Below are 14,992 nucleotides of genomic sequence, written 5' to 3'. Positions count from 1 at the left end.
GTCAGGGTCATGCGTTTGGTGCCCCCGGCAGGATTCGAACCTGCGACACCCGCTTTAGGAGAGCGGTGCTCTATCCCCTGAGCTACGAAGGCGAGTCGTGAACAGGGTAGCGGATGGGTGGGGGAGGGGGCCGGGGAACCCGGGCCTCGGGCTGGGCGTCTGTGGGGGTGGGGGCAGAGGTGATCTTGAGGGGGAGTCGGAGATGGGTGTGACGCTGGCGGAGGAGATCATGCTGCTCTCGCTCGACGACGCGTCCGGGTCCGCCAAGCAGCGGCAGGCTGCCGGGTGGGCCGTCGCCGGGGGGATTCTGCTGGATCTGGTGCTGGACGGGCGGGTGGTCGTCAGCGGGAAGCAGTTCGCCGTCGTCGATGCCGGGGCCGTCGGTGAGCCGCTGCTTGACCAGCGGGTCGAGCTCATGCGGGGCTGGATCGGGGGGCGTGGGCGGCGGCGGGTGGCGGACTGGCTGACCAAGGACCAGGCCAGGGCCGTGCGCGCCACCCTCGAGCGGCTCTGCGCGCGGGGGATCGTCGTCGAGCAGACGCACATGGCCCTCGGGCTCTTCCCCGTGCGGCGCTACCCCGAGGCCGCCCCGGACGTCGAGGCCGAGCTGCGGGAGCGGCTGAGGGCCGTCGTGCTGCGGGGTGCCCAGCCCGACGAGCGGACCGCTGGGCTCATCGCCCTGCTCCACGCCGCCAAGCTGCACCGGCTCGCCTTCCCCGACCTGCCCCGCCGCGACGTCGTCGGCCGCATGGCGCAGATCGCCGAGGGGCAATGGGCGGCCGAGCACGTCCGCGCCGCCATCCGCGACATGCAGGCCGCCATCACCAGCGTCACCATGGTCACCGTCATCGCGGCCGGCAGCTGATCCCCTCGTCCACAGGGCATCCACAGGCGCGTCCTCAGGCTCGCCCACAGGGGCGTCCACAGGGTTTGACGGGGTACTTTCGGGGCGCCTAGCGTCGGGCCTCAGGTAGGGCGACCAAGGAGGCGTGATGGCCGGCGGTGACGAGGAGCGGCTTGCTTACGCGCGCGCCGTCGCGCGGCTCACCTCTGACGGTGCGCCCTTCGCCGTGCGGGACGGGGACTACGCCGGCGGGCCCGCGACGCTGCGGGAGTTCGTCGAGGCCACCTGGGGGTTCGGGGAGCGGCTCTTCCTCGTCGGGGAGGAGCGGACGTACACGTACGGGGAGTTCTTCACCGCTGCCTCCGGGCTCGCGCGGCGGCTCGTCGACACGTACGGACTGCGGCCCGGCGACCGGGTCGTCATCGCCATGCGGAACCATCCCGAGTGGTTCGTCGCCTTCTGGGCCGCCCAGCTCGCCGGGCTCGTCGCCGTGCCGCTCAACGCCTGGTGGACCGAGGACGAGTTCGCGTACGCGCTCGACGACTGCGAGCCCGGCCTTCTGCTTGTCGACGGGGAGCGGCTTCCCCGGGTGCGGGAGTGGGGGCGTAGGCGTGGTGTGCCTGGGGTTGTCTTTCATCCCCCGGGCGACGATTCCCTTCCTGACGGGTTCGTGGCCTACACCCCCGACGACGATCCCCTCCTCGGGCCGCCGCCCGTCGACGTCCTTCCCGAGCACGACGCCACCATCATCTACACCTCCGGCACCACCGGCCGGCCCAAAGGCGCCGTCGCCACCCACCGCGCCCATGTCGGCGCCGCCCTCAACCCGCGGTACCACGCCGCCGTCTCCGCCCTCCTGCGCGGGCGGATCCCGGGGGCGGGGCCCACGCCCGTCTCCCTGACGACCTTCCCCCTCTTCCACGTCGCCGCCTTCACCTCCTTCTATCCGCTCATGGCCGCCGGCGGCACCCTCGTCCTCATGCGCAAGTGGGACGCCGAACGCGCCGTCGACCTGATCGAGCGGCACCGCGTCACCCACTACGCCGGCGTCCCCACCACCGCCCTCCAGCTCCTCGACCTCGTCGAGCGCCGCGGCTGGACGGACCGCCTCGCCACCCTCAGCCACTTCAACACCGGCGGCGCCGCCGCCCCGCCCGGCCTGGTCGGCCGCCTGACCGCCCTCCTCGGTGAGCACATCGAACCCCGCAACGGCTACGGCCTCACCGAGACCTGCGGCGGCGTCCTCGCGAACTTCGGCGCCGAGTACCGCGCCCACCCCCACAGCGCCGGCCGCCCCGCCCCCGCCTCCGAGGTGCGCATCGAGGACCCCGATCCCGCTTCCGGCATCGGCGAGCTCTGGCTGCGCGGTCAGTGCCTGGTCCGCGGCTACTGGGGCGACGAGGCCGCCACCCGCGCCGCCTTCACCCCGGACGGCTGGTTCCGCACCGGCGACCTCGCCACGTACGCCGACGGGCGCGTCACGATCGTCGACCGGATCAAGGACATGGTGATCCGCGGCGGCGAGAACGTGTACTGCGTCGAGGTCGAGGGCGCGCTGTACGACCATCCGGACGTCGCCGACGCCGCCGTCCTCGGCGTCCCGCACCCCACGCTCGGAGAGGAGGTCGCCGCCGCCGTCGTCCTCAAGGACGGCGCGACCACCGGCGCCGACGAGCTGCGGGCGCATGTCGGACGGAGCCTCGCCGCGTTCAAGGTGCCCGCGCACGTCCTCGTACGGAACGTCCCGCTGCCGCGGAACGCCACCGGGAAGGTCCTCAAGCGCGAGCTCGCGGCCCTCTTCACCAGCAGCACGAGCAGCACCGGCAGCACGAGCGGCACCGACAGCACCAGCAGCACCGGCAGTACGAGCGGCACGCTCTTCACGAGCGGCTGACCCTGACCCGGTAGCTGCCGTCCTCCCCCTCCGACACCACCGCGATCCGGATGCCGTTCTCCCGGTCCGTGAACGACTCACCCGGCCGGTACGGCGCGTCCGACAGTTCCGCGTGGACGTTCGGGCGGCGCGTGCAGCCGCCGCTGTCCCGGTCGCTGTCCGAGATGCTGATCGGCCCGTGCCCGGTGTCCACGTCCGACTCCACCCGGTACACCAGCACCCCCGCCTCGCAGACCGCCTCGTCGTTGCCGTCCCGGGTACGGACCTCCACCGCGTACCCCGACCGCTCCGACAGCGGCACGAACGCCAGCTTCGGCCCGCCCGCCTCCGCCAGCGGCGTCAGCTCGTACTCGTGCACGCCGGTCGCCGACGCGCAGCGCACCTGGTCGTTGTCGAGCCAGCCCAGCTTCCACTTGTGCCAGCCGAGCAGATCGTTGTTGGCCCCCCAGTCCTCGGACATGATGTCCCAGTGCCCGACGGTGCCGCCGCCGTCGACGGTGTACAGGTCGGGCAGGCCGAAGACATGGCCGTTCTCGTGCGGCAGCACCCGGTAGCCGGTCTCCTCGTACGAGCCCGAGCCGTCGTCCTGGCGGCTGTAGACGAAGGACGTGTTCGAGAGCGGGACACCGTCCGCGTACGGCGCTTCGTCGTTCCCGGAGAAGGTGACGGACAGGACCGTGTCCAGTGCGGAGGGGCCGGCGTTCGGCGTCACCAGGACGTTGACCAGGTCGTACGCGCTGAAGTCGACCTCCGCGTCGGCGGCTTTCACGAGGTCCTCGACCAGTTTGCGGTACCCCGGCTCGTACGGTGAGCCGCGCTCTATCCCGTACGAGGCGAACGGCATCGGCATCCGCAGCCAGTCGTCCAGCGGGGTCTCCGGCTGGTAGACGAGCCGGCCGTACGAGCTGACCCGGAACCAGTCCGAGGTCTGCGGGAAGAACTCCCGGAACCGGCTCAGCGCCGTCCCCTCGCCCTCCGCGTCCGGGAAGTCGATCATCAGGGTCAGTGCCCGGATCCGGCCGGTGGAGCGTACGTACCCGGGGGCGGTCGGCAGGCCCTCCGACATCTGCACGCCCAGCGCCGTGGTGATCCGGCACGGCCCGAGCAGGGCCTCGGCGGCGGGGGCGGGGCCCGCGGATGCGGGGGCGGGCCCGGGGAGGGTCGCGCTCGCGGTGGCCAGGGTGGCGAGCGCGAGCGCCCCGGCCGCGGCCAGGGCGAGGGGTCTGCGTATCCGCCGGCGGGTCTGCTGCATGCGGTCGCCTTCGGTGCGCGGCAGCCGGCCGGGTCCGTACTGCGCTGTCCGATCAGCCTGTGACGGGTGGTGCGGGGGCGCGCGCCGGGTGGCCCGATCGTGGGTATCGCCGGGGCGGGAGGGTCGGGGGTGGCGCAGGTCACATCCGGGGTGGGAAATAAGCGGGGATGCCGTCCCCGTTTACGCCTGTGTTCGCAGAAACGGGGAGTCGATCCCCAGATCTCGGATCACGTGGGTCTCGGATCGCTCGCTCGGGTCTCGGATCGCGTGGGTCCCTGATCCGGTCCCTGATCCCCGATCCCCGATCTCGCGTCCGTATCCGTCCTCATCACGGCAGGAGCCAGTGGCATGAACCCCACCGCCGGTACCGCATCCGCGCGTCGCGTCCCGCGGCCGCGGGCCGACGCGCTGCGCAACCGCGAGCGGATCGTGACCGCCGCCCGCGAGATGTTCGTCGAGTTCGGCCCCCAGGTGCCCCTCGACGAGATCGCGCGCCGCGCCGGTGTCGGCAACGCCACGCTCTACCGCAACTTCCCCGAGCGCTCCGACCTCGTCCACGAGGTCGTCCTCTCCGTCACCGCCCGCACCGCCGAGCGGGCGGCCGAGGCGGCCGCGGAGGAGGCGGACCCGTTCGAGGCGCTGCGCCGGTTCACACACGCGGCCGCCGACGAGCGGATCGGCGCCCTGTGTCCGATGATCGACGGCTCCTTCGACAAGGAGCACCCCGAACTCCTCGCCGAGCGCGACCGGTTGGAGGAGGCCGTACAGGGCCTCGTCGACCGCGCGCACGCGTCCGGCCGGCTCCGCGCCGACGTCGCCGTCGGAGACCTGATCGTGGCGCTGTCCCAGCTGACCCGGCCGCTGCCGGGCGGTGCCTGCCTCCCCGACTTCGACCAGTTCGTCCACCGTCATCTGCAGCTGTTCCTCGACGGCCTGGAGGCCCCCGCGCGCTCCGTGCTGCCGGGTACGGCGGCGACGCTGGAGACGCTGCGCCGACGCGATGCGGGGGCGGCCTCCTGACCCACGCGGCTTCCCGAGCCTCCCCGGCTTCCTGGGCTTCCCGAGCTCCTTGACTCCCTCGGCTCCTCAACTCCCTCAGCTCCCTTAACTTCCTCAGCTCCCTTAACTTCCTTTTCTTCCCTTATGCGCCAAGAGGTGGCTACCCCCATGTCGAAAATCCCCGTTCCCTCGGGAATCCCCGATCCCAACCGCTGGAAAGCGCTGGTCTTCATCGCCCTCGCGCAGCTGATGGTCGTGCTCGACGCGACGATCGTGAACATCGCGCTCCCCTCCGCCCAGCAGGACCTGGGGATCTCGGACGGCAACCGGCAGTGGGTCATCACCGCCTACGCCCTCGCCTTCGGCGGACTGCTGCTCTTCGGCGGCCGCATCGCCGACCTGTGGGGCCGTAAGCGCACCTTCGTCGTCGGTCTCGTCGGCTTCGCCGCCGCCTCCGCGCTCGGCGGCGCGGCCACCGGCGAGGCGATGATGCTCGGCGCCCGCGCGCTCCAGGGCGCCTTCGGCGCGCTGCTCGCCCCGGCCGCCCTGTCGCTGCTCGCCGTGATGTTCACCGACGCGCGCGAGCGCGCCAAGGCGTTCGGCATCTACGGCGCGATCGCCGGTGGTGGCGGCGCGGTCGGCCTGATCCTCGGCGGTTTCCTCACCGAGTACCTCGACTGGCGCTGGACGTTCTACGTCAACATCCCGTTCGCGATCGTCGCCGCCCTCGGCGCGTACTTCGTGATCCGCGAGCCGTCCGGCGGCCGCAACCGCTCGCCGCTCGACATCCCCGGCGTCGTCCTGTCGACCCTGGGCCTGGTCACCCTCGTGTACGGCTTCACCCGCGCCGAGTCCGAGGGCTGGTCCGACGTGACGACGATCGGCCTGTTCGTCGCCTCGGCCGTGCTGCTGGGCGCGTTCGTGCTGACCGAGGCGAAGGTGAAGTCGCCGCTGCTGCCGCTGCGCGTGCTGACCGACCGCAACCGGGGCGGGGTGTACCTCTCCCTCGGCCTGGCCGTGATCGCCATGTTCGGCCTGTTCCTCTTCCTCACCTACTACCTGCAGGTCGTGAAGGGGTACTCGCCGGTCAAGACCGGCTTCGCCTTCCTCCCCATGATCGCGGGCATGATCATCGGCTCGACGCAGATCGGTACGCGTCTGATGACGCGGGTCGCCCCGCGCTGGCTCATGGGCCCGGGCTTCCTGACCGCCGCCGTCGGCATGCTGCTGCTCACGCAGCTGGAGGTCGGTTCGTCGTACGCCGGGCTGATCCTGCCCGCGCAGCTGCTGCTCGGCCTCGGCATGGGTACGGCGTTCATGCCGGCCATGTCGCTGGCGACGCACGGCGTCGACCCGCGGGACGCCGGTGTGGCCTCCGCGATGGTCAACACCTCGCAGCAGGTCGGCGGCGCCATCGGTACCGCGCTCCTGAACACCATCGCGGCCTCCGCGACCACCGCCTACATCGCCGACCACGCGGCCGGCGCGACCACCCCGACCGCCCAGAAGCTGCTGCAGCTGCAGGGCATGGTCGAGGGGTACTCGGCGGCGATCTGGTGGGCGGTCGGCATCCTCGTCGTCTCGGCGACGATCGCGCTGACCCTCATCAACACCGGGAAGCCGCAGATGGGCGAGGTCGCCGGCTCGGGGGCGGGCGCCGGTGAGGGCGCCGAGGACGAGGTGAGGATCCCCGTCGTCGCGCACTGACCCGGGCGTAGAGGGTCGCCGCCCCCTTCCGCGGACGGCTCCCGCTCCGTCTCCTGCCCTGGTTCCGCCGAGCGTCTGCTCAGCGGAGCCAGGGCAGGTCCGCGTCCGGGTCCGTGGGCTGGAGGCCCTCCGCGATCAGCATCATGATCTCGCCGAGCTGCTTCACCTGTTCCGGCGCGAGCCGGTCGAACATCGCCTGGCGCACGGCGGAGACGTGCCCGGGCGCGCTGCTCCGCAGCACCTCGTACCCCTCCTCCGTCAGCTGCGCGAACTGGCCGCGCTTGTCGGAGGGACAGTCCTCGCGGCGCACCCAGCCGTTCTTCTCCAGGCGGGCGATCGCGTGCGAGAGCCGGGAGCGGGTGATCTTGGCGTTCTTGGCGAGCTCGGTCATCCGCATCCGGCGGCGGGGCGCCTGGGAGAGGTGGACGAGCAGCCCGTAGTACACGTGCGGCATGCCCGCGTCGCGCTGCAGCTGGCGGTCGAGGTGGTCGTCGAGGAGGGTGGTGGCGTGGAGGTAGGCGCGCCAGACGTGCTGTTCCTCGTCGCTCAGCCAGCGGGGTTCCCGGGATGCCGTGGTCATGCGCTCCATCGTACGACCCATTCTTGAAAGTTGAACTAGATCGGGTCTAAGCTCGTCATGTCAGCGAGCTTGAACTTTCAACGAACTTCGGAGGCGGTGGCCACCGTGAACGCCATGACCCCCATGAACGCGGTGAACGCGGTGAACGCGGTGAACGCGGCGAACGCGGCGAATGCTGTGAATGCTGTGAATGCAGGGGACGCCACGACTGTCGCGAGTGCAGCCGCTGCCGCCCCGGGTGGGCGGACTCCCGTCGCCGGGCGGATGCCCGCCCTCTACCTCTCCCACGGCGCACCCCCGCTCGCCGACGACCCCGTCTGGCCCGGCCAGCTCGCCGCCTGGTCCGCAGACCTGCCCCGCCCCACCGCGATCCTCATGGTGTCCGCACACTGGGAGGAGGCCCCGCTGGCCCTCGGCGCGACCGAGACCGCACCGCTCGTGTACGACTTCTGGGGCTTCCCCGAGCACTACTACCGCGTGCGGTACGCGGCCCCCGGCGCGCCCGCGCTCGCCGAGTCCGTCCGCAAGCTGCTGCGCGCGCCGGGTACGCCCGTGCAGGACATTCCCGACCGCGGGCTCGACCACGGCGCGTACGTGCCGCTCGTCGAGATGTTCCCGGACGCCGACCTCCCCGTCCTGCAGATCTCCCTGCCGACCCTCGACCCGCAGAAGCTCATGGAGATCGGCCGCACCCTCGCCCCGCTGCGCGACGAGGGCGTGCTGATCGTCGGCAGCGGCTTCTTCACCCACAACCTGGCCGCGCTGCGGCACACCGGCGGCGGGGTGCCCGGCTGGTCCGCCGAGTTCGACGACTGGGGGCACCGCGCCCTGGAGACCCAGGACGTCGACGCGCTCCTCGACTTCGAGCACAAGTCCCCGGCCGGACGGCTCGCCCATCCGCGCACCGAGCACTTCGCCCCGCTGTTCGTCACCCTCGGCGCGGCGGAGGCGGCCGGCGACCTGGATGCGGGACGCAGTGTCATCGACGGGTTCTGGATGGGGCTGGCGAAGCGGTCCGTGCAGTTCGGGTGACATCCGTGCGGTTCGGGTGACAGGGGCGGTGGTACCGGGCTGCCGGGCTACCGCGCTGCCGGGCTACCGCGCCCCCGGGCTGCTCGGCCGAGCCGGTGCCGCGCTGAGCAACCGTACGGCGACACTCTGCGTCCTGAGGGGTGGAAGTGGCGTCGAGGGAGCCGCCTGACCTGCACCTTCGTCCGCTCCGGCAGCCTCGGCGCGCCCGAAGACGGCGCAGGATACTGCATGATCGCGAAAATCGATGCGCCGAGTGGGAATTCTGTCCTGATTCCAGTCGTTGTTTCCGTCGGATGCAGGGCACCCGAACAGGGTGTCGCGGCCTACTCAGCAAGGGAGCACGCATGGCAACCCGTGCCGTCGCCCGTCGTCAGTCGTCCGCCACGAGCAGCACCAGCACCAAGAGCAGCGCGCGCGGAAGCAGCCGGGCGAGCAGCGTTCGCGCAGGCGGCGAGATCGCCGACCGCGACCTGGTCGGCATGTACCTCGACGAGATCGCGCGTACGCCGCTTCTTGACGCCGCCAAGGAGGTCGAGCTCTCCCAGACCATCGAGGCGGGCGTGTACGCCCGGCAGATCCTCGACGGTGCGGCCGAGAGCGAGATCGGAAGCAAGGCGGACGGTGCGTCCCGCGAGGAGCTCGAAGCCCTCTATGAGGCGGGCGAGCGCGCGAAGGACCTGTTCATCAAGTCCAACCTGCGCCTCGTCGTCGCCGTGGCGCGACGCTACCCGCGCAGCGGGCTGCCGCTGCTCGACCTGATCCAGGAGGGCAACGCGGGCCTGGTCCGCGCGGTCGAGAAGTTCGACTACACGAAGGGCTTCAAGTTCTCCACGTACGCCACGTGGTGGATCCGCCAGGCCATCACCCGCTCCATAGCCGACCAGTCGCGCACCATCCGGCTCCCCGTCCACCTCGTGGAGGAGCTCGGCCGGATCCGGCGCGTGCAGCGCGAGTTCAACCGTGAGCACGGCCGCGAGCCGGAGCCCGCGGAGGTCGCGGAGGAGCTCGGCTCGACCCCCGAGCGGGTCACGGACGTCCTGGACTGGGCGCGCGACCCGGTCTCGCTGAACATGTCGGTGGACGACGAGGGCGAGACCCAGTTCGGCGACCTCCTCGAGGACACGTCCGCGGTGTCGCCGGAGCAGTCGGTCCTCACACTGCTGCGCAGCGAGGAGCTCGACGACCTGATCGACAAGCTCGACGACCGCACGGCGTCCATCATCCGCATGCGGTACGGCATCGAGGACGGCCGGGAGCGCACCCTGACCGAGGTCGGCAAGGAGCACGGCCTCACGCGGGAGCGGATCCGTCAGATCGAGAAGCACGCGCTGCTCGAACTGAAGAAGATGGCGCACGACACCGGCTTCGACGCGGTGGCATGAGTCCGCGTGGGCGCAGACCCGGGCAGGGCCGCGACGGCGGCCGCCCGGGCCCGCGTGCAGCGGAGGGGGCGCAGCTGACGGGGCCTGGGACGCCCAGGTCGGCGGGGCCTTGGACGCCCAGGTCGATGGGGCCTCAGGCCCCCGCGTTCGCCGCCGCGCCGAGCCGGGACGCCAGGTCCTGGGTGTAGGCGAGGAGTGCGTCCGGGCCGTGGATCGTGTACGGCGCGTCCACGAGCGCGAGCCGGACCGCCAGCCATTCCATCGAGTCCGCCGTACGCACCCGCAGCCGGCACGTGTCCGCCCCGGTGGCCACCGGGGCCAGATGGCCCGGCAGCCGCGAGGCCACGAACTCGGCCGGCGCCTCGAACCGTACGTCCAGCTCCCACTCCGGCTTCGCACGCGACATCGAGCGCTTCAGCAGCTGCGCCGCGTCCCCCGCCGGCAGCCCCCGCGGCGCGAACCGCGCACCCGTCGGGAACGGGTCGCTGACCCGGTCCACGCGGAAGGTGCGCCAGTCCTCCCGCCCCAGGTCGTACGCGACCAGGTACCAGCGCCAGCCGGTCGACACGAGCCGGTACGGCTCGACCAGCCGGCGGCTCTCCGCCCCGTCGCCCGCGCGGTAGCCGAAGCGCAGCCGCTCCTGCCCGGTCACCGCACCCGCCAGAGCGGTGAGCGTCTGCGGGGCGACCGTGGCCCCGTCGCCCCTAGTCAGCGGGATCGTCGCGTTCTGGAGCGTGGAGACCCGGTGCCGCAGCCGGGCCGGCAGTACCTGCTCCAGCTTCGCCAGCGCCCGTACGGAGGCCTCCTCCACGCCCTCGATGGCGTGCCCGGCCCCCGCCCGCAGGCCGACCGCGATCGCCACCGCCTCCTCGTCGTCGAGCAGCAGCGGCGGCATGGCCGTACCCGCGACCAGCCGGTACCCGCCGATCGCGCCCTTCGTCGCCTCCACCGGATAGCCCAGGTCCCGGAGCCGGTCGATGTCCCGCCGGATGGTGCGCGGGGAGACCGAGAGCCGCTCGGCGAGCTCGCTGCCGGGCCACTCGCGCGGCGTCTGCAGGAGCGACAGCAGATTCAGAAGTCGTGCCGGGGTGTCCGTCATGCAGTCCAGCATGAGGGCCGACTAGGACATGAGCTGACCTAGATCAGTCCTACTGTCCTCTCATGAGTAGACACGACGCCGTCCCGCAGGCGGCTACGAAGACTGCCCACGAGACGGCGGACACGACGGTGGACACGACGGACAGCTCCACGGCCGACACGGCGGCAGAGGCGACGGCCGACGTGAAGGCCGATGTGAAGGCCGACGCGACGGCGGACGTGAAGGCCGACACGACGGCGGACAGGACCGCGGGCGGCGACGACCGGAGGCGCTGGATCGCCCTCGCGATCGTCATGACCGCCGCCTTCATGGACCTGGTCGACGCCACGATCGTCAACATCGCGATCCCGAGCATCGAACGCGACCTCGGCGCCACCTTCGGCGCCATCCAGTGGATCACCGCCGGCTACGCCCTCGCCTTCGCCGCCGGCCTCATCACCGGCGGCCGCCTCGGCGACATCTACGGCCGCAAGCGGCTCTTCCTCCTCGGCACCGCCGGCTTCACCCTCGCCTCCGCGCTCTGCGGGTTCGCCGCCGGCCCGGAGATGCTGGTCGCCTCCCGGCTGCTCCAGGGCGCCGCGGCCGCGATGATGGTCCCGCAGGTCCTGTCGATCATCCACGTCACCTTCCCGGCGCATGAACGCGGCAAGGTCTTCGGCATGTTCGGCGCGATCATCGGCCTCGGCGCCGTGTCCGGCCCGCTGCTCGGCGCGCTGCTCACCCAGTGGAACCTGTTCGGCCTCGAATGGCGGCCGATCTTCCTCATCAACCTGCCCGTCGGCATCGCCGGCATCATCCTGGGCCGGAAGTTCATCGTCGAGTCCAAGGCCCCGAAGGCGCTCAAGCTCGACCTCGTCGGCGTGCTCCTCGTGACCGGCGCGCTGCTGATGCTGATCTACCCGCTGACCCGCGGCCGCGAGCTGGACTGGCCGCTGTGGGGCCACCTGATGATGGCGGGCAGCCTGCTGGTGTTCGGCGCGCTCGCCGCGTACGAGAAGTACAAGACGAAGAAGGACGGCTCGCCGCTGGTCGAGCTGAGCCTGTTCAAGGTGAAGAGCTTCGCGGCGGGTATCGCGGTCCAGCTGACCTTCGGCGTCGTGATGGGCGTGTTCTTCCTGGTCTGGACGCTGTACATGCAGATCGGGCTCGGCTGGAGCCCGCTCAAGGCCGGTCTGACCGGTGTGCCGTTCTCCATCGCGGTCTCGGCCGCAGCGGGCATGTCCGTGCAGAAGCTGGTGCCGCGGTTCGGCCGCAAGGTGCTGCAGAGCGGCGCGCTGACCATGGCGGCCGGCGTCCTCCTCTACATCTGGGAGGCCGGACGGTACGGCACGTCCATCGCCCCCTGGCAGATGATCCTGCCGCTGGTCGTCATGGGCGCGGGCATGGGTCTGATCGTCGCCCCGCTGACGGACGCGGTCCTCTCGGAGGTGCCGCGCGAGCACGCCGGTTCGGCGTCCGGCCTGATCAACACGACCGGGCAGATGGGCAACGCGCTCGGACTCGGCCTGGTCTCGGTGGTGTTCTTCGGCGTGATCGACGAGGAGCGGCTCCAGCGGATCCCGGGCGAGGTCGGCACGGCGTTCGCGGACGCCTTCCAGAACGCGCTGGGCTGGGTGGCCGGGGTGCTCCTGGTGATCTTCCTGGTGATGTTCGCCCTGCCGGCGAAGCCGAAGCAGCACGTGGAGGGCGCGGAGCAGGAGGAGGAGCACGAGACTCCGCAGGACGGCCGGGACCTCGGCCTCGCGAAGGAACCGGCCCTGGCGGGCTGAGGCTCGTGGCGGAGCCGGACGGGGGCCGCGTACGGGGCGGCCTCGGGGCCGAACCGCAGCCGTACGGGCGTGGGCCCGGGGACCGGGTCAGGTCCCCGGGCCCACGCTCGTGTCCGTCGGGGGACGCCCGTGTCCGTCGGGGGACGGGCGTGTCTGTCGGGGGACGGGCGTGTCTGTCGGGAGGACGGGGCAGCGCACGCGTTCTGCCGGGGGCATGCCTCAGTGAACGCCGTCCGCCCCCGGGTGCGCGGCTCAGCGCACCCGCGCCCGGGACTCCATCGCGTCGCGCGCGGTGCGCTCGTCCTCGTACACCTCGCACATGTGCCGCCCGTCGGGCGTCGCCGTGTGCTCGACCTCCCACAGGCTCAACTCGCTGCCGTCGAGCAGCAGGAAGGCGTGCTCGTAGAGGGTGAACCCGGCGTCCCGGCCCTCCACCGGGCAGTGCCGCCCGAACGCCTGCGTGATGTGGTGCGCGAACGCCACCCGGAGCCGGCGCGAGGTCCCCTCCCCGGGCCGGTCGGCGTTCTCGGCGCGCCGCAGCACACGGCGCGCGTGGTCCGCCGAGTTGTCCGACACGTACATCCGCGGCTGCCGCGGCATCGGCCGGGACAGCAGCGCCGTCAGCGCCTCCAGATCGCTCTCCAGCTCGTCGTCCGGATCGTGGGAGAGCACGCCGAACCGCTCCACGTCCCAGTCGCCGTCGAAGCCGGCCGGGAGACGGGACGCGGCGAGCGTCGCCTCCGCCTCGTCCGCGTACAGCTCGTGGTGCTCGGCGCCGCCGCGGCCGCTGTTGTGCACCAGCTCCCACAGGCTCAGCGCGGTGCCGTCCGCGAGCAGGAAGGTGTGCCGGTACGTGCTGCGGTGCAGCGACGCGCTGTGGTGCGAGGAGTGCAGGGCGGAGGAGTGGGCGAGCGCGCCCTCCAGCTGCTCGACCGTGGAATCTGGCAGCTCGAAGGAGTTGAGGGCCCGGCCCAGGAGCCGCTCGACGTGCGTCTCGGTGGTCTCGTACGGATCGTGAGGATCGTTCAAGGTGGGTCTCCAGGCCGTCGCCGCATGTCACGTAGTGCTCGCTTAACGTAGCCCCTGGGTCTGACATCGTGTCCGGGGTTCGGCAAAACGAAGGGGGAGCGTGGCGAGTTCCCGCACGCCCCCAACTCCCTTACATCTCTTCCTTCTTCGCTGCTTCGGGGCCGTACAGCTCGGTGTGCGAGGGGAACTCGCCGCCCGGCCCCGACACCCCCTCCGCCGCCCGAACGGCCCGCACGATCGCCCGTGTCACCATGTCCGCGCCCGCCGCGAGGATCTCGTTCGGGGCCAGCGGACCGCCCTCCGCCGGCAGCGGACGCGCCCCGGTCGCCAGCGCGAAAACGGTGTCGCCGTCGTTCAGAAGATGTACCGGTCGAATGGCGCGTGCGATGCCGTCGTGCGCCGTCCCCGCGAGCTTCTGCGCCTGCGCCCGGGTGAGATCCGCGTCCGTGGCGACCACCGCGAGCGTCGTGTTCATCGGCGGCGGCGCATTCCGCTCAGCCGCCCGCGCCAACCGCTCCATCGCCGCGGCGTGCACGGCGGGGTCGGGGTAGAGGGGGTCGGGGTGGAGGGGGTCGGCGGACAGGGGGCCGGGGGTCAGGGGGGCGTGTGCGAGCCCTTGTTGCAGATGCACGTACGGGGGGAGGGGCCCCTCCCCCTCCCCTCCCCCGCCCACCCCACCCGCCCCGTACGACGGTTCGAAATAGCGGCCGTAGAGCGCTCCGGTCACCGGGTCCAGCGCGGAGCCGACCGCGTTGACCACGACCAGGGCGGCCACGGTGATCCCGGACGCCAGGACCGTGCTCGCCGTGCCGACGCCGCCCTTCATCCCGCCGACGACCGCGCCCGTGCCCGCGCCGACCGCCCCGCACTCCACCGGCGCGCCGAGCTCCGAAGCGGCCGCGGCCTCCACGGCGGCCCGGCCCGTCGACGCGTCCGGCCGCGCACCGAAGTCACCGCCGCGGCCCAGGTCGAACACACAGGCCGCCGGCACGACCGGCACCACGTGCGACGGGTCCGGGCCGACCCGCACGCCACGGCCCTGCTCCTCCAGCCAGGCCATCACCCCGGCCGCCGACTCCAGTCCGTACGCGCTGCCTCCGGTCAGCACCACCGCCTCGATCCGCTGGACCAGGTTCCGCGGATCGAGCGCGTCCGTCTCCCGCGTCCCCGGCCCGCCGCCGCGGACGTCCACGGCGGCGACCGCCCCGCCCTCCGGGGCGAGTACGACGGTCGTCCCGCTCAGCGCCCCCGGCCCGGCCACCCGCGCATGGCCCACACGCAGCCCGGCCACATCCGTGAGCCCGTCGCGCCGAGGTCCCTGGCGCTCGGCGTCCCGCCCGCCGGGCCGGTCGCTGTACCGCCCGCCGTCCCGCTCGTCGTGTCCGTCCGCCTCCTGATGCGTCAT

Annotated in this window: 12 protein-coding genes and 1 tRNA gene; 7 read left to right on the top strand and 6 right to left on the bottom strand. The window is 72.2% G+C overall.

All coding sequences use genetic code 11. From position 1 onward, the window contains the following. Positions 1 to 16: 16 nt before the first annotated feature. Positions 17 to 92, bottom strand: a tRNA-Arg gene (locus ABZO31_RS13710). 110 nt (positions 93 to 202) lie between these two features. Between ABZO31_RS13710 and ABZO31_RS13705 the strand changes: the two genes are divergently transcribed. Together ABZO31_RS13705 and ABZO31_RS13700 are read left to right on the top strand one after the other, a co-directional pair. After that, complete coding sequence (locus tag ABZO31_RS13705) at positions 203 to 865, top strand: GOLPH3/VPS74 family protein (RefSeq protein ID WP_406861453.1); 663 nt, start codon at positions 203 to 205, stop codon at positions 863 to 865. Positions 866 to 992: 127 nt separating this feature from the next. After that, on the top strand, positions 993 to 2,738 hold the full coding sequence (locus ABZO31_RS13700) for a class I adenylate-forming enzyme family protein (RefSeq protein WP_406861452.1): 1,746 nt from the start codon (positions 993 to 995) through the stop codon (positions 2,736 to 2,738). Here ABZO31_RS13700 and ABZO31_RS13695 read toward each other — a convergent pair. Beyond that, positions 2,725 to 3,990 carry a M6 family metalloprotease domain-containing protein gene (locus ABZO31_RS13695; protein WP_406861451.1) on the bottom strand — a complete coding sequence of 422 codons (1,266 nt, stop codon included), beginning with the start codon at positions 3,988 to 3,990 and terminating at the stop codon, positions 2,725 to 2,727. The genes ABZO31_RS13700 and ABZO31_RS13695 overlap by 14 nt on opposite strands. 348 nt (positions 3,991 to 4,338) lie before the next feature. On the opposite strand from ABZO31_RS13695, the gene ABZO31_RS13690 reads away from it, so the two are divergent. Both ABZO31_RS13690 and ABZO31_RS13685 read left to right on the top strand, forming a co-directional pair. After that, complete coding sequence (locus ABZO31_RS13690) at positions 4,339 to 5,010, top strand: TetR/AcrR family transcriptional regulator (RefSeq protein WP_406861450.1); 672 nt, start codon at positions 4,339 to 4,341, stop codon at positions 5,008 to 5,010. A 147-nt stretch (positions 5,011 to 5,157) separates the two neighbouring features. Next, positions 5,158 to 6,696 (top strand): MFS transporter, encoded by a 1,539-nt coding sequence (locus tag ABZO31_RS13685; RefSeq protein ID WP_406861449.1) that lies wholly within the window; start codon positions 5,158 to 5,160, stop codon positions 6,694 to 6,696. 79 nt (positions 6,697 to 6,775) lie between these two features. On the opposite strand, the gene ABZO31_RS13680 is transcribed toward ABZO31_RS13685, so the two are convergent. Next, positions 6,776 to 7,285 (bottom strand): MarR family winged helix-turn-helix transcriptional regulator, encoded by a 510-nt coding sequence (locus ABZO31_RS13680; protein ID WP_406865351.1) that lies wholly within the window; start codon positions 7,283 to 7,285, stop codon positions 6,776 to 6,778. Positions 7,286 to 7,540: 255 nt separating this feature from the next. On the opposite strand from ABZO31_RS13680, the gene ABZO31_RS13675 reads away from it, so the two are divergent. Beyond that, complete coding sequence (locus tag ABZO31_RS13675; protein WP_406865350.1) at positions 7,541 to 8,308, top strand: dioxygenase; 768 nt, start codon at positions 7,541 to 7,543, stop codon at positions 8,306 to 8,308. Positions 8,309 to 8,652: 344 nt separating this feature from the next. Then, positions 8,653 to 9,690: a sigma-70 family RNA polymerase sigma factor gene (locus ABZO31_RS13670; protein ID WP_406861448.1), complete on the top strand. Its 1,038-nt coding sequence runs from the start codon at positions 8,653 to 8,655 to the stop codon at positions 9,688 to 9,690. A gap of 133 nt (positions 9,691 to 9,823) precedes the next feature. Here ABZO31_RS13670 and ABZO31_RS13665 read toward each other — a convergent pair whose 3' ends face one another. Continuing rightward, entirely contained in the window at positions 9,824 to 10,789 is a 966-nt protein-coding gene (locus tag ABZO31_RS13665; RefSeq protein ID WP_406861447.1) for a helix-turn-helix transcriptional regulator, read from the bottom strand. Positions 10,790 to 11,082: 293 nt separating this feature from the next. Here ABZO31_RS13665 and ABZO31_RS13660 point away from each other — a divergent pair, with 293 nt between their 5' ends. After that, positions 11,083 to 12,558, top strand: a complete 1,476-nt coding sequence (locus ABZO31_RS13660) for an MFS transporter (protein ID WP_406865349.1) — start codon at positions 11,083 to 11,085, stop codon at positions 12,556 to 12,558. A 252-nt stretch (positions 12,559 to 12,810) separates the two neighbouring features. Here the strand turns inward: ABZO31_RS13660 and ABZO31_RS13655 are convergent, their stop codons facing one another. Then, a complete protein-coding gene (locus ABZO31_RS13655) occupies positions 12,811 to 13,587 on the bottom strand; it encodes a DUF6227 family protein (protein ID WP_406861446.1) in 777 nt (258 codons plus the stop codon). A gap of 130 nt (positions 13,588 to 13,717) precedes the next feature. Then, complete coding sequence (locus ABZO31_RS13650) at positions 13,718 to 14,992, bottom strand: P1 family peptidase (protein WP_406861445.1); 1,275 nt, start codon at positions 14,990 to 14,992, stop codon at positions 13,718 to 13,720.

It is taken from the genome of Streptomyces solicamelliae, assembly GCF_045348655.1.
Taxonomy (GTDB): domain Bacteria; phylum Actinomycetota; class Actinomycetes; order Streptomycetales; family Streptomycetaceae; genus Streptomyces; species Streptomyces solicamelliae.
This window is presented reverse-complemented; position numbering and strand designations above follow the sequence as displayed.

Excerpts from the sequence above, each read along its gene's own strand:
- ABZO31_RS13675 (WP_406865350.1), top strand. The coding sequence starts at position 7,541 with ATGCCCGCCCTCTACCTCTCCCACGGCGCACCCCCGCTCGCCGACGAC.
- ABZO31_RS13685 (WP_406861449.1), top strand. The coding sequence starts at position 5,158 with ATGTCGAAAATCCCCGTTCCCTCGGGAATCCCCGATCCCAACCGCTGG.
- ABZO31_RS13660 (WP_406865349.1), top strand. The coding sequence starts at position 11,083 with ATGACCGCCGCCTTCATGGACCTGGTCGACGCCACGATCGTCAACATC.
- ABZO31_RS13665 (WP_406861447.1), bottom strand. The coding sequence starts at position 10,789 with ATGACGGACACCCCGGCACGACTTCTGAATCTGCTGTCGCTCCTGCAG.
- ABZO31_RS13650 (WP_406861445.1), bottom strand. The coding sequence starts at position 14,992 with ATGACGCATCAGGAGGCGGACGGACACGACGAGCGGGACGGCGGGCGG.
- ABZO31_RS13690 (WP_406861450.1), top strand. The coding sequence starts at position 4,339 with ATGAACCCCACCGCCGGTACCGCATCCGCGCGTCGCGTCCCGCGGCCG.
- ABZO31_RS13700 (WP_406861452.1), top strand. The coding sequence starts at position 993 with ATGGCCGGCGGTGACGAGGAGCGGCTTGCTTACGCGCGCGCCGTCGCG.
- ABZO31_RS13670 (WP_406861448.1), top strand. The coding sequence starts at position 8,653 with ATGGCAACCCGTGCCGTCGCCCGTCGTCAGTCGTCCGCCACGAGCAGC.
- ABZO31_RS13695 (WP_406861451.1), bottom strand. The coding sequence starts at position 3,990 with ATGCAGCAGACCCGCCGGCGGATACGCAGACCCCTCGCCCTGGCCGCG.
- ABZO31_RS13680 (WP_406865351.1), bottom strand. The coding sequence starts at position 7,285 with ATGGAGCGCATGACCACGGCATCCCGGGAACCCCGCTGGCTGAGCGAC.
- ABZO31_RS13705 (WP_406861453.1), top strand. The coding sequence starts at position 203 with ATGGGTGTGACGCTGGCGGAGGAGATCATGCTGCTCTCGCTCGACGAC.